The organism is Bradyrhizobium sp. CCBAU 53338 (genome assembly GCF_015291665.1).
GTDB lineage: Bacteria > Pseudomonadota > Alphaproteobacteria > Rhizobiales > Xanthobacteraceae > Bradyrhizobium.
This window is the reverse complement of sequence record NZ_CP030048.1, coordinates 2,551,492-2,572,509: the sequence shown is the minus strand read 5'-3', so window position 1 is coordinate 2,572,509 and position 21,018 is coordinate 2,551,492. Positions and strand designations below refer to the sequence as shown.

Annotated in this window: 13 protein-coding genes and 2 pseudogenes; 10 read left to right on the top strand and 5 right to left on the bottom strand. The window is 63.9% G+C overall.

Annotated elements, in window-relative coordinates; genetic code table 11:
• Nucleotides 1–3,285 (bottom strand): adenylate/guanylate cyclase domain-containing protein, encoded by a 3,285-nt coding sequence (locus XH90_RS12100; RefSeq protein WP_194481689.1) that lies wholly within the window; start codon nt 3,283–3,285, stop codon nt 1–3.
• 285 nt (nt 3,286–3,570) lie between these two features.
• Here XH90_RS12100 and XH90_RS12095 point away from each other — a divergent pair, with 285 nt between their 5' ends.
• The gene (locus tag XH90_RS12095; RefSeq protein WP_194481688.1) at nt 3,571–4,827 is read left to right on the top strand and encodes an MFS transporter; all 1,257 of its coding nucleotides are present in this window, start codon (nt 3,571–3,573) and stop codon (nt 4,825–4,827) included.
• Here XH90_RS12095 and XH90_RS12090 read toward each other — a convergent pair.
• Entirely contained in the window at nt 4,824–5,498 is a 675-nt protein-coding gene (locus XH90_RS12090) for a Crp/Fnr family transcriptional regulator (RefSeq protein ID WP_194481687.1), read from the bottom strand. The genes XH90_RS12095 and XH90_RS12090 overlap by 4 nt on opposite strands.
• Before the next feature lie 336 nt (nt 5,499–5,834).
• Between XH90_RS12090 and XH90_RS12085 the strand changes: the two genes are divergently transcribed.
• From XH90_RS12085 to XH90_RS12060, 6 genes are all read left to right on the top strand, one after another.
• Nucleotides 5,835–6,656, top strand: a complete 822-nt coding sequence (locus tag XH90_RS12085; protein WP_194481686.1) for an ABC transporter ATP-binding protein — start codon at nt 5,835–5,837, stop codon at nt 6,654–6,656.
• Nucleotides 6,653–8,584 (top strand): long-chain fatty acid--CoA ligase, encoded by a 1,932-nt coding sequence (locus tag XH90_RS12080; RefSeq protein ID WP_194481685.1) that lies wholly within the window; start codon nt 6,653–6,655, stop codon nt 8,582–8,584. Before XH90_RS12085 ends, XH90_RS12080 begins: the two co-directional genes overlap by 4 nt.
• A 79-nt stretch (nt 8,585–8,663) precedes the next feature.
• On the top strand, nt 8,664–9,557 hold the full coding sequence (locus XH90_RS12075; RefSeq protein ID WP_194481684.1) for a branched-chain amino acid ABC transporter permease: 894 nt from the start codon (nt 8,664–8,666) through the stop codon (nt 9,555–9,557).
• Nucleotides 9,558–9,560: 3 nt separating this feature from the next.
• On the top strand, nt 9,561–10,634 hold the full coding sequence (locus XH90_RS12070) for a branched-chain amino acid ABC transporter permease (RefSeq protein WP_194481683.1): 1,074 nt from the start codon (nt 9,561–9,563) through the stop codon (nt 10,632–10,634).
• Between the two features lie 42 nt (nt 10,635–10,676).
• Complete coding sequence (locus tag XH90_RS12065) at nt 10,677–11,960, top strand: ABC transporter substrate-binding protein (protein WP_194481681.1); 1,284 nt, start codon at nt 10,677–10,679, stop codon at nt 11,958–11,960.
• A 144-nt stretch (nt 11,961–12,104) separates the two neighbouring features.
• Complete coding sequence (locus XH90_RS12060; RefSeq protein WP_194481679.1) at nt 12,105–12,944, top strand: ABC transporter ATP-binding protein; 840 nt, start codon at nt 12,105–12,107, stop codon at nt 12,942–12,944.
• On the opposite strand, the gene XH90_RS12055 is transcribed toward XH90_RS12060, so the two are convergent.
• The gene (locus tag XH90_RS12055) at nt 12,941–14,092 is read right to left on the bottom strand and encodes an AGE family epimerase/isomerase (RefSeq protein WP_194481677.1); all 1,152 of its coding nucleotides are present in this window, start codon (nt 14,090–14,092) and stop codon (nt 12,941–12,943) included. The genes XH90_RS12060 and XH90_RS12055 overlap by 4 nt on opposite strands.
• An 86-nt stretch (nt 14,093–14,178) precedes the next feature.
• Between XH90_RS12055 and XH90_RS12050 the strand changes: the two genes are divergently transcribed.
• Complete coding sequence (locus XH90_RS12050; protein WP_194481675.1) at nt 14,179–15,402, top strand: phenylacetate--CoA ligase family protein; 1,224 nt, start codon at nt 14,179–14,181, stop codon at nt 15,400–15,402.
• A 478-nt stretch (nt 15,403–15,880) separates the two neighbouring features.
• Here XH90_RS12050 and XH90_RS12045 read toward each other — a convergent pair.
• Nucleotides 15,881–16,757 (bottom strand): annotated as a pseudogene (locus tag XH90_RS12045) (IS3 family transposase); the annotation flags it as partial.
• Nucleotides 16,758–17,345: 588 nt separating this feature from the next.
• On the opposite strand from XH90_RS12045, the gene XH90_RS12040 reads away from it, so the two are divergent.
• A complete protein-coding gene (locus XH90_RS12040; RefSeq protein WP_194481673.1) occupies nt 17,346–19,286 on the top strand; it encodes an SDR family NAD(P)-dependent oxidoreductase in 1,941 nt (646 codons plus the stop codon).
• Between the two features lie 161 nt (nt 19,287–19,447).
• Here the strand turns inward: XH90_RS12040 and XH90_RS12035 are convergent.
• A pseudogene (locus XH90_RS12035) lies at nt 19,448–19,716 on the bottom strand (transposase); the annotation flags it as partial.
• A gap of 187 nt (nt 19,717–19,903) precedes the next feature.
• On the opposite strand from XH90_RS12035, the gene XH90_RS12030 reads away from it, so the two are divergent.
• Entirely contained in the window at nt 19,904–20,818 is a 915-nt protein-coding gene (locus XH90_RS12030; RefSeq protein ID WP_305853190.1) for an IS110 family transposase, read from the top strand.
• Nucleotides 20,819–21,018 lie beyond the last annotated feature (200 nt).

The window sequence follows — 21,018 nt, the reverse complement described above, 5'->3', positions numbered from 1 at the left end:
CTAGTCGAGAAACGGCAATACGATCAGCCCGGCAGGATCGAGCCCGTGCCGGGCGCAGACATCATGGGCCAGCGCGAAATACCGCTCGGCCTCGGGCATGTCGCCTCGATCAAGGTTCAACGTCGCAAGACCATCATAGCACGGAAACAGCTGCTGCGGCTCGCCGGTCTCGCTCGCCACCTCGATGGCCTCGTTGTAGCAGCGCGCGGCCAGATCAGGGCGAAAGTGGCATTGATGGATCTGTCCGAGCACGATCAAGGGCACTGGGAGATGCTCGCGCTGGTCGAGCGCGCGGTCGATCTCGATTGCCTTTTCGGCAGCCGGCACCCCCTCCTCGGTGCATCTGTCCGTGAAGGTGCAACAGGCAACGGCAAGATTGGCAAGAAGTCGCGCCTGGAAGCCGAGATCCCCGGTTCGACGCGCGACATCGAGGCCGCGCCGGCAGACCTCGACGGCTTTCGCCGGATCGACAATCGTGTAGAGCACGCCAAGGTTGGTGTAGCCGCGACACACCTCGTTGAAAAGGCCGGCGGCCTCTGCTGCCGCGACACTTTGCTCCACTTCGCGTACGGCCTCCTGATGTCGCCCGAGCCGCGCCAGCGCAACCGCCTTGGTGTTGAGGGCCTCCGCAACGGCACGCGCCGCCTCGAGCCCGGCCTGCTCGTCCGCGTCCGCCGGTACGGACCGCGCATGGCTGAGTGCCTCGTCTGCCCATCTCGCCGCAGCGCCGTGATCGCCGACGCGAAAGGCGAGACGGCCACGCTCCTGCAAGAGGTGCGCCCATTCGATCGGCGCGCTGATCCCGCCAAGCCGTTCAGCCGCATCGGCATAGTAAGTCTCTGCGTTGATGCGCTTGCCGGCGTCCCAGAACAATCGGCCGAGCTTGCGACGAATTCGCGCCTCGCCGAGGCGGTCCTCTGCCGTACGGTATCCTTCCAGCGCACATCGATAGTGCTCCTCGGCCGCGCTTCGGCGGCCGGCCACGCGACAGAGATCTGCAATGCACTCGTACAGGATGAGGCGTTCCGGCTCGCACCCACTGCCGGTCGACAGCACGGCGAGGGACTGCTGGTAGAAGCGAAGGGCATCATCGTTGGCATAGCTGGCGCGTGCGCGATCGCCAGCCGCGCGCAGATAGCTCGCACCCTTCGGCTTGCTCGGGCTCAGACTGAAGTGGTGTCCGAGCTGTATGAGATCTTCAAGACGCTCGGGCTCAACGCCATAGAGCCTCTCCAGCGCGGCACCAATCCGTCCGTGAAGCTCGATCCGCCGCTGAAGAAGCAGATTCTGGTAGATCACGTCCTGAAGCATGGTTTGCGTGAAACGATAGGTCCGCAGTGAAATCGAGTTCGAGCCCGCGATTTCCTCGATGATCTCCGCGTCGCAAAGAAGTTCGAGCCCTGCTTCTACCCTCGCCGGCTCGGTGGCCGCAGCCCCGAGAGTCGCCGCATCGAAACGCGGACCGATCACCGCGGCCTCCTGTGCCAGGTGGCGCGCCTGATGCGGCAATCGGTCGAGGCGCGCCAGCAACAGCGCCTGAATGCTTGCTGGAATATCGGCAGCGGCTTCATCCGACTTCATCCGCCACTGCGCTCCGTCGCGTTCCAGCGCGCCAGCCTCGATGAGGCCGCGGATGATCTCCTCGAGGAAAAGCGGATTGCCGCCGGCGCGATCGAGGATTCGACCGAACAGAGGTCCCGGTGGTTCACACCACCCCTGACTGAAATAGGCCGCGAGCAGCCTTTGTCCGTCAGCATCGTCAAGCGGGGGCAGCCGAATGGTCGTGTGGCTGATCCTGCTCGAACCGAACAGGTCCAACTCCAGTACTGGCCGGTGTGTGAACAGCAGCATCAGCCGCGTCCGCTCCAACCGATCCATCAGGAACCGCAACGCCTCAAGCGACACCGCATCGGCCCAATGCAGATCCTCGACGATGATCAGAAGCGGCGACAATGCCAGGCGGCGTTCGAAGACGGTACGAATCGCGAAAAATATCTGCCTGCGGAGCTGCTCGGGCTCGACATGCCTGAGCACGCCGTTGGGGTCGCCAAGCCCGAGGACGTGCAGATAGAGCGGCATCAGGCGATCGGCCTCGTCGCTGGCGACGCCAAGCTCCGACAACGCTTCGGCGACTTTCGCCTGCGCCTCCAGGGCGCCAGCCTTCTGCGATATCCCGTATGCACTACGCAGCACGGCAGCGAGTGTGCCATAGGATTGTTCGCCGAGCGGCGAGCAGGCCACCTGCCGGATTGCCACCCCTGCGAAGAGATCGTCGTCGCGGATGCGGGCGGCGAATTCGCCGACCAGGCGCGTTTTCCCGATGCCGGCTTCACCGACCAGCCGAACGAGTTGAGCGGCGCCGCCGCACGCAAGATCGAGGCTGCCGATCATGCGCGCCAGCTCGGCGTCGCGTCCAATCAGCGGCGCATTGAGGCCGAGCGTGTCGAGACCTCGTGCCGCGCGGGGCGTGTCGAGCGGCTCCTTCAGGCGGTGGACCAATACGCTGCCCATCTTGCCCTTGAGCGAGACCTCGCCAAGAGAGTCGTAGGAGAACGCATGCCGCGTCAGACGATGGGTCAGGGGCCCGACCAGCACTTCGCCCGGAGCCGCCATCGACTGCAGTCGCTGGGCCGTATTCACCGTGTCACCGGTCACCGAATAGGATTTGGCGACGCCTACGCCAAGCCCGCCCGCGACGACATGCCCGGTGTTGATACCGACATGGAGCAGCAGCGGCGAGCCGGCATACGCCTCCGCACGTTCGCTGAGGCGCGCGGTCCGGCCGATCATGTCGAGAGCCGCGCGCACGGCTCGCTCGGGGTCGTCCTCGTGCGCGGCAGGCGCACCGAACAGCGCGAGCAGCGCATCACCAATGAATTTATCCACGAAGCCGCCAAAGCCCTGCACCGCGGCCGTCAACTCCTCGAACAACTGATTCTGAAGCGTCTGCATGATCTCGGGATCGAGCCGCTCGCTCATCGCAGTGAAGCCGCTAAGGTCGGCAAACAAAACGGTGATGGTGCGGCGGTTTGCTTCGCCATGGACATGGTCCGACTGCGGTCGAAATGCGTGTTGGGCCGTCCGCAACGTTGGCGAGGACTGCGCTGATCCCGGCCCGTTATCATTCCTGGTCCCGCTGACAAGGGCGCCGCATTTCGGGCAGTAGGCAAAATCCGGCGCGCATGGAAAGCCGCAGCCATGGCACGCCTGCGGTTGCTTCGTGCCGCACTTCGGGCAGAAGGCAAAGCCGCCCTGAACCTCGAAACCGCAACCGGAGCAGTTCATGGCTCGAGACCTCGCGAAAACGCGATGGTGTGATCTGCTGGCCCGACGGGATGGGCCTCAGGATGCAGACCAGAATGGGCTTTGCGCGCCGGAAGAGCAAGCGCGGCCAGTCCATGTTTCCGTATCGGCCGAACAACGAAGCGATGCCGCGGGCGCACTGGTGCACTGCACGTCGGGGGCGGACATGCGGTAGAACCAATTGACAGACGCATCACCGGGGCTACCTTGCCGAGCAGAAGAACAATAATAAGGGCCGGGAATCGCCGTGAAACCCGTCAACGCATCTTGAGCACACCAAAAAGACCTCCCGCGCTCGCGCCGTTCCGCATCCGCAACTATCGCTTTCAGTGGCCGTCGGACCTGCTCACCTCCTGGGCGTTTGAGATCGAGACGCTGGTGCTCGGCTGGTACATCCTGGTAGAGACAGGCTCGGTGCTGCTGCTCACCATTCTCGCCTCGCTGCAATATGTCGGAACGCTGATCGCTCCGGTGCTCGGGATGATCGGGGACCGGATGGGTCACCGCGATCTTCTTGTCGTGCTGCGTCTCACCTATACGGTCCTCGCCTCGACCATCATGGTGCTGGCGCTGACCGGTCATCTGGCGCCGCTCAAGGTGATGATCATCGTGACGATCATGGGCCTGATCCGCTCCTCGGATCTCGGCCTTCGCAGCGCGCTTCTCGCCGACATCATGCCCGCCGAGCTGCTGGTCGGAGCGATCAGCCTGTCGCGCACCACCCAGGACAGCGCGCGCATCGCCGGAGCGCTGACGGGAGCCGGACTGTTCGCGACCTTCGGCATCGGCAAAGTCTATTCAGTGATCGCCTGCCTCTATTTTGTGGCCGCGATTCTGATGCTGTGCCTGACCCGACCGGAGAAGTCCGCGGAACATCGCTTGGTGGAAAGCCATTCGGGCTCGCGGCTGCTGCGCGATCTCAAGGAAGGCATCGTATATTCCTGGAACGGGCCGGCCATGCTGGCCGCGCTCTGCGTCGCATTCCTTGCCAATCTCACCGCGTTTCCGCTGACGAATGGGTTGCTGCCCTACATCGCGCGCGACATCTTTCATACCGACCAGACCGGCCTCGGCTACCTCTCGGCGAGCTTCGCCCTGGGCTCGCTGATCGGCTCCGTCACGCTCAGCCTGGTCGGCGGCCTGCGCATTGCCCGGCTCCTGATCGGCGCCACGCTGGCCTGGTACACGCTGCTGCTGGTGTTCGTCGAAATCAGGACCATGCCGATCGCCATGGCTTGCCTCGTGCTGGCCGGCATCGCCCAGAGCATGTCGATGATCTCGGCTGCCGTGATCCTGATGCGAACGGCGAGCGCGCACCTGCGCGGCCGCGTGATGGGGGTACGCATGATGGTGATCTACGGTCTGCCGATCGGATTGCTCGCGGCCGGCAGCCTGATCGACGTCATCGGCTATTCAGCAACGGGGTCGCTTTATGCCGCCGCGGGTTTCGTCGCGATGCTGGGCATCGCCATCCGCTGGCGCGCCGACCTCTGGCCGGTGCACGCACCCGCCAATGCGCGCTAATCCCCGTATCCGCGCAGCCGCTCGACGTTGAGGATGGTGACGCCGCCGTACTCCAGCCGCAGCAGCCCCTCCTTCTCCAGTTGGTTCAACGCGCGGTTGGCGTTCTGGCGCGACATGCCGGAAAGCGCACCGATCTCCTCCTGGGTAATCTCCAGATGCGCGGTCGATTCCGGATAGAGGATCGGATTGAACAGCGAGGCAATGCTGCGGGCAAGCCGAGACGTCGCATCGAGCGTGCGGTTGACTTCGAGCATGCCGATGAACTGGCCGAGCCGCTCGTTGAGCTGGCGCACCAGGAAGCGGTTGAAGCCGACGCTGTTCTCGAACAGCCACATGAAGGCCGAGCGCTCCATCAGCGCGACGCGGCTGTCACGCAGCGCGACCACGTCGTAGCGACGCAGCTCGTTCTTGAGCACGCTTCCTTCGCCGAACCAGGCGCCTGCCGTCAGCCCCGCAAGGCTGGTCTCCTTGCCGTCGCGCGACACCCCTCCCATGCGGGCAAGGCCGCTCACCATGCCGGCCCAATAGTCGAATTTGTCACCGCGCATGAACACGGTCTCGCCGGTGTCGTAGGACCGCTCCGTGATCCCGGCACGGGCGACCTCGATCTCGGCTGGCGTGAGCTCGCGCGACCAGGCGGCAACGCGCTTCAATTGATCCTCTGAGATCATGATCGAGAAGCCAGCCGCACCGTTTCGTCACTCCATCCTTCTGCTGCACTGCAGCACAATCGTTCCGACCACCATCCGACGAAAGATGGAAGCCGCTGCCGCCCTAAAAACTTTGTCGCAGAATTGTCAGGCCGGAGACATTTCAAGATAGCGCTTTCCCCTATTGAGAACCACCTCGGGCGATGCGGCTTTTGATCCCAAACGGGGCGAAAGCGACGCGGCTCCGGTCGGGACCATGTGCTGCATGGCCTCACCGGCATGGCCGTACTAGGATCGTCCACGAGGAACCGACGAAGAGCGCCGCTGAACGCGCCATCACCGGGAGGGATTTGTTTGGTGGCTACCAGTCTCGAAGTGCGGGGCGTGTCCTTGCGATTCGGCGGCGTTCGCGCACTGACCGACGTCAGCTTCGCCATCAGCGAGGGCGAGCTGTTCTCGATCATCGGTCCCAACGGCGCGGGCAAGACCTCGATCGTGAACTGTATTTCCGGCCGCTACAAGCCGACCGAAGGCCAGCTGTTCTACCAGGGCCGCGACATCACCGGCCTGACGCCGAATGCGCGCCCCAAGCTCGGCATCGGCCGCACCTTCCAGAATCTCGCGCTGTTCCACCACATGAGCGTGCTCGACAACATCATGGTCGGCCGCCATCACCTGCTGAAAAACAACTTCCTCACGGGATCGCTGTACTGGCTCACCGGCGCGCGCAGGGAAGAGCTCGATCACCGCCGCAAGGTCGAAGAAATCATCGACTTCCTCGACCTCCAGTCGGTGCGCAAGGCGACCGCCGGCACCCTCTCCTACGGCCTGCGCAAGCGCGTCGAGCTCGCTCGCGCCATGGCGCTGGAGCCGCGCCTCATCCTCCTCGACGAGCCGATGGCCGGCATGAACTTCGAGGAAAAGGAGGACATGGCCCGCTACATCGTCGACCTCAACGAGGAGTTCGGCATGACGGTGGTGATGATCGAGCACGACATGGGCGTGGTGATGGACATTTCTCACCGCGTCATGGTGCTGGATTTCGGCCGCAAGATCGCCGAGGGCGACCCGGCCGCCGTACTCGCCGATCCTCACGTTAAGCGCGCCTATCTCGGCGAGGAGGACGAGGCGCTGGTCGATCCTGACGATGCCCCGCCTGCACAAGAGAGCGCGGCATGATGGATTACGCAGCCCGCGTCGCCCAGGCCGACACCTATCCGAAGATGCTCCGGCTCAACGCGAAGGAGCACGGCAACGAGATCGCGCTGCGCGAAAAGGATCTCGGCCTCTGGCGCCCCTTCACCTGGAACGACTACCAGGCCCGCGTGCGCGACTTCGCGCTCGGCCTGATCGAGCTCGGCCTCGGCCGCGGCGACGTCATCGGCATCATCGGCGACAACCGGCCGGACTGGGTTGCCGCGGAAGTGGCCACCCATGCGATCGGCGGATTGAGCCTCGGGCTCTATCGCGACGTGCTGGACGAAGAGGCATCCTATCTCCTCAACTACGGTGAAGCGCAGATCGTCTTCGCCGAGGACGAGGAGCAGGTCGACAAGCTGCTGGCACTGGCCGGGCGCGTGCCGGAACTCAGGCACGTCATCTATTCCGACCCGCGCGGCATGCGGAAATATGACGACCCGCGGCTGATGTCGGCCGAGAAATTCGCCGAGCTTGGCCGCGCCCGCGCCGCGCGCGAGCCGGAGCTTTACGACAAGCTCGTCGATGCCACCAACGGCGAGGACGTCGCCATCCTCTGCACCACCTCGGGCACCACATCGCATCCGAAACTCGCAATGCTTGCCGCCGGCCGCGTGCTCGGCCATTGCGCCACCTATCTCGCCTTCGACCCCAAAGGACCCGACGACGAATACGTCTCGGTGCTGCCGCTGCCCTGGATCATGGAGCAGGTCTATGTTCTCGGCAAAGGCCTGCTCTGCCGGATGAAGATCAACTTCGTCGAAGAGCCCGACACCATGATGAACGATCTGCGCGAGATCGCGCCGACATTCGTGCTCTTTGCCCCACGCGTCTGGGAATCCATCGCCGCCGACGTCCGCGCCAAGGTGATGGACGCGACACCCTTCAAGCAGCGTCTGTTCGACATCGGTATGAAGTCGGGCCTCGCCGCGCTCGAACAGGGCAAGCGCTCCGGTTTTGCCGATGCGATCCTATTCCGCGCGCTGCGTGACCGGCTCGGCTTCACGCGCCTGCGCTCGGCCGCGACCGGCGGCGCGGCGCTCGGACCCGATACCTTCAAGTTCTTCCAGGCGATGGGGGTGCCGCTACGCACGCTCTACGGCCAGACCGAACTGCTCGGGGCCTACACGCTGCATCCCGAGGGCAAGGTCGATCCTGACACCACCGGCGTGCCGATGGCCGACAATGTCGAGATCCGCATCGACAATGCCGACGTCCACGGTGTCGGCGAGATCGTGGTGCGGCATCCCAACATGTTCCTCGGCTATTACAAGAACCCGGAGGCGAGCGTCGCCGACATCCGGGACGGCTGGATGCTGTCGGGCGATGCCGGCTATTTCAACGATAATAAGCAGCTCGTCGTCATCGACCGCATCAAGGATCTCGCCGAGACCTCGCGCGGCGAGCGCTTCTCGCCGCAATTCATCGAGAACAAGCTGAAATTCTCACCCTATATCGCCGAGGCCGTGGTCCTCGGCGCCGGCCGCGATGCGCTCGCGGCGATGATCTGCATCCGCTACTCCATCATCTCGAAATGGGCGGAGAAGAACCGCCTCTCCTTCACGACCTACAGCGACCTCGCCTCGCGGCCCGAGGTCTATAAGCTGCTCCGGAAGGAAATCGAGACCGTCAACGCCACGCTGCCGCCGGCGCAGCGCATCTCGCGATTCCTGCTGCTCTACAAGGAGCTCGACGCCGACGACGGCGAACTCACCCGGACGAGGAAGGTGCGCCGCGGCGTCATCAACGAGAAATACGAAGGCATCATCGACGCGATCTACCGCGGCGATGCCGACATCCCCGTCGACACCGTGATCCGCTTCCAGGACGGCACCACGCAACGTGTGCGCACCACGCTGCGGGTCGTGGACCTCGGCGGACGTGGCCCCATGGCGGAGGCCGCGGAGTGAACTCACTTCCAATGCAGAGCGCGCCGCAATTGATCCACCCCTCCCTGCGCAAGCTGGGAGAGGCGAAGGAAAGCATCACATGAACACCGCCTTCCTCATCCAGCTTCTGGTCAACGGCCTCGTGGTCGGCACGCTCTATGGCGTGGTCGCGATGTCGTTCGTGCTGATCTACAAGGCGACGCAGGTCGTCAATTTCGCGCAAGGTGAATTGCTGCTGGTCGGCGCCTGGGTGTGCTGGGCGCTGCTCGCCAAATACCAGGTGCCGTTCTGGATCGGCATGCCGATGACGCTGGTCTTCATGTTCGTGTTCGGCATCGCGATCCAGGTACTTATCCTGAGGCCCATGATCGGCGAGCCCATCATCTCCGTCATCATGGTGACGATCGGCCTGTCCACCGTGCTCCAGGCGACGCTGAAATGGATGTTTGGCGTCAACCCGCAGCCGTTCCCGCGCGTGTTCGAGAGCCAGTCGGTCGCCCTGTTAGGGCTCCAGATCCAGACGGTCTATCTCATGAGCCTCGTGGTCTCGCTCGCGATGATGATCGGCATGGCCTGGTTCTTCCGCGCCTCGAAGTACGGCCTTGCGATGCGCGCCACCGCGTTCAACCAGCAGGTGGCACAATCGCTCGGTATTTCCGTCAAGAGCGTGTTTGCGATGGCCTGGGCGATCTCCGCGACCGTCTCTGCGGTCGCGGGCGTCGTGGTCGCCGTGGTGAATGGCGTCTCCTCGGGCCTTGCCGCCTACGGCATCAAGGTGTTTCCGGCCGCGATCCTCGGCGGGCTCGATTCCGTCGGCGGCGCCGTGCTCGGCGGCATCATCATCGGCCTGCTCGAGAACATCGCGCAATATGTCGACAGCCAGTATCTGCACTGGGGCAATCTCTACGAGATCGCGCCGTTCTACATCCTCATCATCGTGCTGATGATCAAGCCTTATGGCCTGTTCGGCACCCACGACATCGAGCGGATATGATCCATGGCCGGCCCTTCCCTCATCCCCGCTGGTGATTTCCACACCTCTTACGCGGCCGACACCACGATCTTCCCGACCGCGACCAGCCGCAATTTTGCGATTGCAGGCGTGCTGCTGCTCTGCCTCGTGCCGCAATTCATCAGTGGCTACTGGCTCAGCATCCTGATCCAGATCGGCATCTTCTCGATCGCGGCGCTAGGGTTGAACATCCTGGTCGGCTTCACCGGCCAGATCTCGATCGGCCACGCCGCCTTCTTCCTGCTCGGCGCCTTCTCCTCCGCCTACATCTCCAACAACGCGCCGATCCCGGTGTTCTTCGCAATTCCGCTCGCCGGTGTCGTCACCGCGCTGGTCGGTCTGGTCTTCGGCATCCCGGCGGCGCGGCTGAAGGGGCTCTACCTCGTCATCGCGACGCTGGCCGCACAATATATCCTGCTCGACTTCTTCTCCCGCGCCGAATGGTTCTCAGGCGGATCGGTGCCGGCGAGCGCCGAGCCGTTCTCGATCTTCGGCTACGCGCTGCGCGGCGATAAGCAATATTTCTACGTCGTGCTGGCCTATGTGCTGGCAAGCTACATCCTCGTCACCAACCTGATGCGCACGCGCGACGGCCGTGCGCTGGTGGCAATCCGCGACCATTATCTCTCCGCGGAAATCATGGGCATCAACCTCACCAAGTACCGTACGCTGTCGTTCGGGCTGGCCGCCTTCTTCGCCGGCATCGCCGGCGCGCTCTATGCGCACTACCAGAACGTCGTGTCGCAGGAAGGTTTCGGCATCGAGCGCTCGATCCTGTTCCTCGCCATGATCATCATCGGCGGTACCGGCTCGCTCATGGGCACGCTGATGGGCACCGCGTTCGTGGTGCTGCTGCCGGAATCGATGGAGTGGATCAGCCTGCATCTCAAGGGTGGCGCGATCGACCAGGCGCTGTCGCTCAACAACAACCTCACCTTCCTGCGCGAGATCGCGATCGGACTCATCATCATCGTGTTCCTGATGTTCGAGCCTGATGGCCTCGCGCATCGGTGGCGGCAGATCAAGGCCTATTGGAAACTCTACCCGTTCTCGTATTGAGCGCGGCCAGTTCAACAAACCAATAACAGGAGGAGACGACCCATGAAGACAAAAGCCCTTTTGAGCACTGCTTCCCTTGCGCTCGCGATCGCCGCATTTTCGGCCAGTGCGCAGGCACAGATCGCGATCGGCCATCTCGAGGACCGCTCGGGCGGCACCGCCGACGTCGGCACGCCGTTCGGCCAGGCCGTCGCCGACACCTTCGCCTGGGTCAACAAGAACGGCGGCGTCGGCGGCAAGCAGCTCAACGTCGACACCAACGATTACGGCTACCAGGTGCCGCGCGCGATCGCGCTCTACAAGAAATGGTCCGCACCGGACAACAAGGTCGCCGCCATTATGGGCTGGGGCACGGCGGACACCGAAGCGCTGACCGGGTTCCTCGCCCAGGACAAAATCCCGGACATGTCCGGCTCCTATGCGGCCGCGCTGTCCGACCCTGAAGGCACCAGCGGCAAGGCCAAGCCCGCGCCCTACAATTTCTTCTACGGTCCCACTTATTCCGACGCGCTGCGCGCGATGCTGATGTGGGCGGCCGAGGACTGGAAGGCCAAGGGCAAGCCGGGCAAGCCGAAATACGTCCACATGGGTGCCAACCATCCCTATCCCAATGCGCCGAAGGCTGCCGGCGAGGCGCTCGCCACCGAGCTCGGCTTCGAAGTGCTGCCGCCGCTGGTCTTCGCGCTGAGCCCTGGCGACTACAGCAGCCAGTGCCTGAGCCTGAAGAGCTCGGGTGCGAACTACGCCTATCTCGGCAACACGCCCCAATCCAACGTGTCGGTCCTGAAGGCCTGCAAGGCGGCGAACGTGGACGTTCAGTTCCTCGGCAACGTCTGGGGCATGGATGAGAACGGCGCCAAGGCTGCCGGCGACGCCGCCGACGGCGTGGTGTTCCCGCTCCGCACGGCCGTCGCTTGGGGCGGCGATGCGCCCGGCATGAAGATCATCGTCGAAATCTCCAAGATGTCGGACCCTTCAGGCAAGGTCTATCGCCCCGTGCATTACATCGCAGCTGTCTGCTCGGCACTCTACATGAAGGAGGCGCTCGACTGGGCCGCCAAGAACGGCGGCGCCACCGGCGAGAACGTCGCCAAGGGCTTCTACCAGAAGAAGGACTGGGTGCCGGCAGGCATGGAAGGCGTCTGCAATCCCTCGACCTGGACCGAGAAGGACCATCGCGGGACCATGAAGGTCGACCTCTATCGCTCGAAGGTGTCGGGCGCGACCGACGGCGACATCAACGACCTCATGAGCAAGGGCACGATCAAGCTCGAGAAGGTCAAGTCGGTCGAGCTGCCGCGCAAGCCGGAATGGTTTGGCTGGTGAGCCTCGCCATTTCACCGCGTGCAATTGTCATCCCCCGCGATAGCGGGGGATCCGGTACGCCGCGGCTTCTCCCTGAATCTCAGGCGCCTCTGGAATACCGGGTCGCCGGTCAAGCCGGGCGACGACAGCGGAGTGTTACGAAACATGACCGAAATCCTCGAAGCATCTCGCACCTCGCCCAATGTCGTACCTGCGCCTCCCCTCCTAGCGGTGCGCAACATCGAGGTCGTCTATGACGACGTCATCCTGGTACTGCGCGGCCTCAGCCTCGACGTGCCCAAGGGCGCGATCGTGGCGCTGCTCGGCGCCAACGGCGCCGGCAAGTCGACGACCCTGAAGGCGATCTCGGGGCTGCTGAAGACCGAGGACGGCGAGGTCACGCGCGGCGAGATCCTGTTCGAGGGCGAGCCGATCGCCGGCATCGATCCGGACAAGATCGTCCGCCGCGGCATCTTCCAGGTGATGGAGGGCCGGCGCATCGTCGCCGACATGACGTCGCTGGAAAACCTCAGGCTCGGTGCCTTCACTCGCAAAGACCGCGGGGTCGACGCCGATCTCGACATGGTCTTCAATTATTTTCCGCGCCTGAAGGAGCGCACCGGACTTGCCGGCTATCTCTCCGGCGGCGAGCAGCAGATGCTGGCGATCGGCCGCGCGTTGATGGCGCGCCCGAAGATGATCCTGATGGACGAGCCGTCGATGGGCCTGTCGCCGCTGCTGGCGAAAGAGGTGTTCTCGATCATCCAGAAGATCAACCGTGACCTCGGCGTCACCATCCTGCTGGTGGAGCAGAACGCGCGCGCCGCGCTGTCGGTGGCAAGCCACGGCTACATCATGGAGCAGGGCAAGGTCGTGCTCGACGGCACCGCGGACGAGCTGCGCGACAACGAGGACGTCAAGGAGTTCTATCTCGGCGGCGCCGGCGACCAGCGCAAGAGCTTCAAGAACCTCAAGAGCTTCAAGCGGCGCAAGCGCTGGCTTTAATCCAAAACCTGCTCCGCTTCCGTCACTGCGCAGAGAACATGATAAAACGACGACGCAGGAATGGTGTCGATCAGCGATTTGCCGTCGCGATCGAACTGGTCGTACCAGCCGCCCTTCACGGGATGGCTGAGATAATGCCGTTCGAGCCGCAGCAGCGCCGCGCGCGCTTCGTCCGCAGCGCCCGCCTCGCCGGATTCGGCCTGCGCGATCCACGCCTTCGCCATCTCGGTCTGCGGCCACAGCCGGCGTGTGCTGCGGCGGATGTTGCCGACGGCATCGCCCTCGTCGACGAGGCACCCCGTGGCCGCGTCGCGATAGCGCAGCGCCGTCACCAGCAGTTCGGCACGCCGCTGTCCGGTCGGACAGCCCGTGATGCGTTCGAACCCTTTCAACAGCCAGACCCACTCCGCCTGATGCCCGGCCTCGACGCTGACAGGCTCGATCTTCGACCAGTCCTCCTCAAAATATTCGCCGAGCGCGCACTTCCGCTTGTCGTAGAGATTGGCGAGGAACAGCGCGAAGAACTCGCCGGCGCGGTTCTGGAACGACAGATCGTGGGTCGCGTCGAAACACGCGATCATCGCCTCGAACAGATGCATGTGCGGGTTCTGCCGGCGCGGCAGCGACACCGGCAGGCTTTCGTGGACGCCGCCGTGCGGCGAGCGCAGATGGCCGTCGAGGAAGGCGAGCAGCGCGTCGATCTCGGCGCGGATCTGCGCATCCTGGTCGAGCGCATAGACCGTCGCGAGCGCAAACAGGATGAAGGCGTGGTCGTAGGCGTCGCGCCGCGCATCGAGCACCTCGCCGTCGGGCGTCAGCCGGTGCACATAGCCGGGCTTGCCGTCCGGCGCCTTTGCCTTTGCCAGGAGGTACTCGAGCCCCCTCAGCGCGATGGCGCGTCCCTCGGGGTACCAGCCCATCTGCGCGGCCTTGGCATAGCAATAGATCTGGCGGGCCTGCACGAACACCCGCCGGGGCGCGGCCCTATCCGCCGTGCCGTCGCGGTGCAGCCGATCGATGAACCCGCCCGAGGCGCCGTCCCAGCCGACGGTGGACCACAGCGGGATCGCATCCTCGATCATCCGGCGCTTCAGGCGCGCAACGACGCCAGCCGTCTCGTCCGCCGGAATGATGCTCTCGTCCGCCATCGTGTTCTCTCCGCGCCCCGCCAATGGCCGTCTGATACCCATGCGGGCGGTGGCGTGCAACGGATGCCAACCCGGAAAGACCTGCCATGACCGCCCACTACGACGCCCGCGAGACGCGTGAGCCTGCGGCGCGCGAGGCCGAGCTGTTCACCCGCCTGCCGGACGTGCTGCGCAGCGCCATGGCCGCGCCGGCCTACGCCGAGCGTCTCAAGGGCATCGATCCGGCCTCAGTGACCTCCAGGGCGGCGCTGGCGGGCCTGCCGGTGCTGCGCAAGTCGGAACTGCCGGCCCTGCACAAGGCCTCAGCGCCCTTCGGCGGCTTCGTGACGGCCCCACCGGGGTCGTTCGCTCGCCTCTTCACCTCCCCGGGCCCGATCTTCGAGCCGGAAGGGCGGCAGGCCGATCCCTGGCGCGGCGCACGGGCGTTGTTCGCAGCCGGGTTCCGCTTCGAGGACGTCGTGCTCAACACCTTCAGCTACCACCTGACCCCCGGCGGCTTCATTTTCGACGCCTCGGCGCGCGCCCTCGGCTGCGCCGTGATCCCGGCCGGTCCCGGCAATATCGAGCAGCAGTTTGAGCTGATCGAGGCCTACCGTCCGGTCGGCTACAGCGGCACCCCTGATTTCCTGAAGATCCTGCTCGATGCCGCCGCGACCGCAGGCCGCGACATCTCCTCGATCAAGCGCGCGCTTGTGTCGGGCGCGGCCTTCCCGCCCTCACTCCAGGCCGAGATCAAGGCCCGCGGCATCGACGCCTACCAGGCCTTCGGCACCGCCGATCTCGGCCTCATCGCCTTCGAGACCGACGCGCGCGACGGCATGGTCGTGAACGAGGATCTGATCATGGAGATCGTCAGGCCCGGCACCGGCGATCCGGTGGCGCCGGGCGATGTCGGCGAGATCGTAGTGACCTCGCTCGATCCGCATCATCCCTGGATACGGCTCGCGCTCGGTGACCTCACCGCAGCGCTGCCAGGCCAAAGCAAATGCGGCCGCACCAACATACGGATCAAGGGCTGGATGGGCCGCGCCGACCAGACCACCAAGGTCAAGGGCATGTTCGTCCGCCCCGAGCAGATCGCCGAGATCGGCAAGCGCCATCCCGCACTCGGACGGCTGCGCCTCGTTGTCACGCGCCGAGCCGAAGCTGACGCGATGACGCTGAAGGCCGAATGCGCCGAAGCGAGCGAGGCATTGCGCGAAGAGATCGCCGGCACCTTGCGCGCCGTGACGAAGCTCGGCGGCAATGTCGAGCTGGTCAGCCCCGGCGCGCTACCCAACGACGGCAAGGTGATCGCGGACGAGCGGTAGCCGACCTGGCTTAGGTAACAGCGAATATTCGCAAAGGCTGAGCCCCATTGAGCCATAGATCTGCGCAAAGACCCCGAGATTTCCGGGACTTGTGCGCCACTGGCGAGAGGCGGGATGGAAAATAACAGGGAATTCCAAACTGCTATCAGCGAATTCTCCTCAAAGAACAGCGAATATATCGAGCCGAAGCAGGGAAGCTTTCCGGCACCAGCGGGGTGAGCGCGCACGACGCCCCGCTGATCTCCCCTTAGCCGGAAGCAGCTGAGCAGGAGGGCCAAGATGGACCGCCTGGGGCCTTCTTGCGGCGATTGTGGACCAGCATTTGTCACGGCCTTGCGATGGATTCCGAAAATCCGATAGGAGGCCTCTACATTCGCCAATTGGACTCGCCCGCTACCCCCATAGCCCTCCGAATCCGCAATATAGGATTTTGAGCGTTTACCAATGCGGCGCGCCGCTCTCTGTTGCGGCGCCATTCTCCGCTAAAGGCCGCGCCGGTGAAGTGCGAGCCCTGGTCGGTGTTGAAGATTTCGAGCTTGCCGTGACGGCCAGAGCATCTTCCAATGTCTCGACGCAGAACGCCGCCTCCATCGTGATCGAGAGCCGCCGCGACAGAACCCGGCGGGTCGCCCAGTCCAGCACGACGGCGAGATACACGAAGCCGCGCGCCATCGGGATGTAGGTGATGTCCATCGCCCAGACTTGGTTCGGGCGCGTGATCTTCATGCCTCGCAGCAGGTACGGATAGATCTTGTGGCCGGGCTCGGGCTTGGTGTGCGCGGACGACGGTACAGCGCCTCTATCCCCATCCGCCGCATGAGCGTCTTCACATGCCGGCGGCCGATCTTGCACCCTCGGCAGCTAGCAGGCCTCGCAACATTCGCGAACCGGCGAAGGGAAACTCCAGATGCAGCCGGTCGAGCGTCGCATGATCGCGAGGTCGTCGGGCGACATCGGACGCGGCAGATAATAGACGCTGCCGCGGCTGATCTTCAAAGCTTCCGCCTGCCGGGTGATCGACAAATCGTGCTCATGGTCGATCATCGCTTTGCGCTCAGCAATCCCGCCTTGGTGAGCGCCCCCTCTAAAAAATCGTTCTCCAGCGTCAGCTCTCCGATCTTGGCGTGCAACGACTTCACATCGACAGCGGGCAACGCCGCCGCTGCGCTGCTGCTCCCCGGACCGAACACACCGGCGGCTCCGCCTTCAGGCCGGGCCTTCCATGACGTGATCTGATTGGGATGAACGTCGAATTGCTCAGCCAACTGAGCCAGCGTCCGATCGCCCTTGACCGCGGCAAGCGCCACTTTCGCCTTGAAGGCCGGTGTGTTGTTCCGGCGTGCGCGTCTCGTCATCGTCTCTCCTGATTCGCGGGACAATCTTTGCCCGCCGTCAGGCAGAAACTCCACTATCTTACTGTGCAGATTTCCGGACCCGGCCCTCAGAGCGGCGCGAGCGGCCCCGTGCTTGCGGCACGATATAGTCGAGCGATAGTAGATGTTCGGCGAGATAAGCGCCGTCCTGGCCGGTCACCCCCGCGATTAAAGCGATATGGCTTCTCATGCGAAGCCGCGTTCCTACCAATTTTACCTGAAATCGGATCGAGAACTTTGCGTCCGTGGCGGTTTTGGACTTGTGCCGTTCTCAGTCAAGACTGTCAACGGACGCCGGGAACCGGTCGTGAATTGTCGTCCTCCGGATCTATCTGGCTGGCGCTCACTCCGTCCACAAGCAGGAGAAGTACCAGGGCATTATTCGCCGGCGGATTGGATTTCCGCATGATGATCATGATCGAGCATATTCACGTCCTGGGGAAATAGTCGTCAAGCCCCATTCGCATCTAATGGCCACGCCAAGGTGGACTTTAGAAATTAACAGTGGCATTCCCTTTGCCGCAGGGCCCGTTACACCGGCAGATATGAAGTCTGGGATAGAGCGAACTAATGACGCGTCTTTCGCATCTCACCTTGCGCAATTTCCTGATCGCGCTCCACGACCTGCTGGCTACCATGGCAGCGCTGTTCGTCGCCTTCTATCTTCGATTCGAGGGCGGCGACGGCTTCTACGAGCGCCTGCCGCTGCTGTTCCAGATCCTGCCCTACTTCGTCGCTTTCAGCGTGGTCGTGTTTTTCGTCTTCAACCTGACCACGACGAAATGGCGCTTCATCTCGCTGCCTGATGCGCTGAATATCATCCGCGTCGCGACCGTGCTGACGGTCGCACTGCTCGTGCTCGACTACATCTTTGTCGCCCCCAACGTCCGCGGCGCTTTTTTCCTCGGCAAAGTGACGATCGTCCTCTATTGGTTCCTCGAGATCTCCTTCCTCAGCGCGCTGCGCATGGCCTACCGCTACTTCCGCTATACGCGGGTGCGGCGTCACGCGCGAGACGGAGAGGCGGCACCGACGCTGCTGATCGGCCGCGCCGCTGATGCCGAGGTGCTCCTGCGCGGCATCGAGAGCGGATCGATCAAGCGGATCTGGCCGGTCGGCGTGCTGTCGCCGTCGAGCGCGGATCGCGGCCAGTTCATCCGCAACGTGCTGGTGCTGGGCGGCATCGACGACATCGAGGACGTCGTCGCCGATTTCGCCAAGCGCGGCAAGGCGATCACCCGCGTGGTGATGACGCCGTCCGCGTTCGAACCGGAGGCCCATCCGGAATCGATCCTGATGCGGGCGCGCAAGCTGGGTATGATCGCCAACCGCATGCCCTCGCTGGAGAGCGGCGACACGCCTCGGCTCACGGCCGTCGCGGTCGAGGACCTGCTGCTGCGGCCCAGCGAAAAGATCGACTATGCGCGGCTGGAGGCGCTGATCAACGGCAAGGCGGTGATCGTCACCGGTGGCGGCGGCTCGATCGGTTCCGAGATCTGCGAGCGCCTCGTCGCCTTCGGCGCCGCGCGGCTCCTGATCGTGGAAAACTCGGAGCCGGCGCTCTACGCGATCACGGAAGCGCTCGCCGCGCGGGGCGCGTCCGCCGAGATCGAGGGACGGATTGCCGACATTCGCGACCGCGAGCGCATCGCGCGCCTGATGACCGAATTCAGGCCGGACATCGTGTTCCACGCCGCCGCGCTCAAGCACGTTCCGATCCTCGAGCGCGACTGGAGCGAGGGCGTCAAGACCAACATCTTCGGCTCGATCAACGTTGCGGATGCCGCCGTGGCCGCCGGCGCCGAAGCCATGGTGATGATTTCGACCGACAAGGCGATCGAGCCGGTGTCCATGCTCGGCCTGACCAAGCGCTTTGCGGAGATGTACTGCCAGGCGCTGGATCACGACCTCGCCGCCGGGGCGCGCGGGGCCAAGCCGCCGATGCGGCTGATCTCGGTCCGGTTCGGCAACGTGCTGGCCTCGAACGGATCGGTGGTGCCGAAGTTCAAGGCCCAGATCGAGGCCGGCGGCCCGGTGACCGTGACGCATCCCGACATGGTCCGCTACTTCATGACCATCCGCGAGGCCTGCGATCTCGTCATCACCGCGGCCACGCATGCGCTCGGAAAGCAGCGTCCCGACGTCTCGGTCTACGTGCTCAACATGGGCCAGCCGGTGAAGATCGTCGATCTCGCCGAGCGCATGATCCGCCTGTCCGGACTGCAACCCGGCTACGACATCGAGATTGTGTTCACCGGCATGCGGCCGGGCGAACGCCTGCACGAGATTCTGTTCGCCTCCGAGGAGCCGACCCGCGAGATCGGTGTCGCCGGGATCATGGCGGCGCAGCCGAACGAACCGCCGATGCAGACGCTGCGCAAATGGATCGCGGCGCTGGAGCAGGCGATCGCGCGCGACGATCGCGCCAACATCAGGACCATCCTGAAGGACGCGGTGCCCGAGTTCGGGTCGACCACAGCCAATCATTGCAATGCATTGAAGCTAGTATGAGCAAACAAGGAGCGTGAACGGGAAATCTGTACTGATAACCCCAGCAAGAGGTTCATGGGTCGCGATCTTGCCCGGGCTCTTCTGGACTGAAGGATGGAGTGTCCGCAGTGCCGCCCGCAGCCCGGCAGGCCTAGCAGATGAGGTGACCTTGCCCCTAAGTTTTATCCAATCCTGAGTTCGCTCCGGCTGTTGGATTTGCCCGGTTGGGCGGTGGTAGCGACGGGAGCTGGCGCGGAGCCCTCGCATAGCGCAGCGCCAGATCCCGGCGCGGGTGGCAGGTAATTGCGAACTCGGACGGCGTCTTCCATCCGAGCCGCGAGTGTGGTCGTGCCTCGTTGTAATCGGCCCGCCAGCATCGGAGCGTGACGCGGGCCTGGGCCAGCGAGGTGAACAGCGTCTCGTTCAACAGTTCATCCCGCAGCCGACCGTTGATGGGGAAGACGGCCCCGCTCCCCCGGCGCCTGCGATATGCTGGCGATGGACGAACCCGCTGATAGGAGCAATCACCAATGAGAGCCGCGACAATTGGTTTGGACATCTCGAAGCACGTATTTCACATCCACGCAGTTGACAGCCAAGGCCAAGTGGCCAGTCGCTAACGCCTCCGGCGAAGTGAGATCATGTCGTTTTTCTCCTCACTCACCCCTTGCCTAGTCGGCATTGAGGCCTGCGCGACTGCCCATCACTGGGCGCGGGAGATTCGGCAGTTTGGACACGATGTGAGATTGATCCCACCAGCCTATGTTAAGCCTTACCTACGACGAGGAGCCAAGAATGATGCCGCTGACGCGGCCGCAATCTGCGAAGCGGTTAGCCGTCCCAATATGCGCTTTGTCCCGATCAAAAGCGCCGAGAACCAGGGCTTCTTGATGCTTCATCGTGCAAGAGGCTTGCTGGTCCGCCAACGCACCATGACAGCTTGCGCCATTCGACTCACTTTGCTGAGTTCGGAATCATTGTCGGGCAAGGCCGGGCAACGAATGGATGGTCTGGTGGACTTGTTGGACGACGAAGATCTGACGCTGCCGGCTCACGCCCGCATCGCACTTGCCTTGCTTGTGAACCAACTGAGGGAATTGGACCGACAGGTTGAGGCCATCGAACGTGAGCTGGCTCGGATCCAGAGCGCAAATCCGATGGCGAAGTTGCTGTCCTCGATTCCCGGCATCGGCCCCATAACGGCTACGGCCCTAGTCGCAACCGTGCCGGACGCGACCATGTTCCGCTCCGGGCGGGAGTTCGCGGCCTGGCTTGGCCTGACGCCTAAGCAGAATTCTACCGGCGGGAAGGATCGGCCTGGCCGGATTACAAAACAAGGCGATTCCTATCTCAGGCACTTGCTTGTCATCGGAGCACGTAACGTTGTTCGGTACCCAAAGGCACGCTCCCGGGTTGGAGGTGGCTGGATCGAAGCCCTGCTTGCACGGCGTCGGCCCATGGTCGTCGCCATCGCCGTTGCCAACAAGTTGGCCCGGATCGTCTGGGCGATGATGACGACCGGAGAACTCTATCGGCCAAAGCTCGCGGCCTAACTTTCCGCGTGTAATGGCGACCTGATGGTGTGAGGGCAAATGACAGCATGATGGACACCGGCGGAGCTGGGGATCGAGCAAGCCCGAAGAGCTTTAAGCGCAACAAGCGCGACCCGTTGATGAGGCCTCGATCCGCGATCTCCATCAGGGCCAGCGGCCATGGTATCGGTCGCACTAACAGGCCGTATACATGAACGCAC

Coding starts and splice junctions, on each gene's coding strand:
- XH90_RS12040 (WP_194481673.1), top strand. CDS start 17,346: ATGACGCGTCTTTCGCATCTCACCTTGCGCAATTTCCTGATCGCGCTC.
- XH90_RS12060 (WP_194481679.1), top strand. CDS start 12,105: ATGACCGAAATCCTCGAAGCATCTCGCACCTCGCCCAATGTCGTACCT.
- XH90_RS12090 (WP_194481687.1), bottom strand. CDS start 5,498: ATGATCTCAGAGGATCAATTGAAGCGCGTTGCCGCCTGGTCGCGCGAG.
- XH90_RS12050 (WP_194481675.1), top strand. CDS start 14,179: ATGACCGCCCACTACGACGCCCGCGAGACGCGTGAGCCTGCGGCGCGC.
- XH90_RS12055 (WP_194481677.1), bottom strand. CDS start 14,092: ATGGCGGACGAGAGCATCATTCCGGCGGACGAGACGGCTGGCGTCGTT.
- XH90_RS12065 (WP_194481681.1), top strand. CDS start 10,677: ATGAAGACAAAAGCCCTTTTGAGCACTGCTTCCCTTGCGCTCGCGATC.
- XH90_RS12075 (WP_194481684.1), top strand. CDS start 8,664: ATGAACACCGCCTTCCTCATCCAGCTTCTGGTCAACGGCCTCGTGGTC.
- XH90_RS12070 (WP_194481683.1), top strand. CDS start 9,561: ATGGCCGGCCCTTCCCTCATCCCCGCTGGTGATTTCCACACCTCTTAC.
- XH90_RS12100 (WP_194481689.1), bottom strand. CDS start 3,285: ATGAACTGCTCCGGTTGCGGTTTCGAGGTTCAGGGCGGCTTTGCCTTC.
- XH90_RS12080 (WP_194481685.1), top strand. CDS start 6,653: ATGATGGATTACGCAGCCCGCGTCGCCCAGGCCGACACCTATCCGAAG.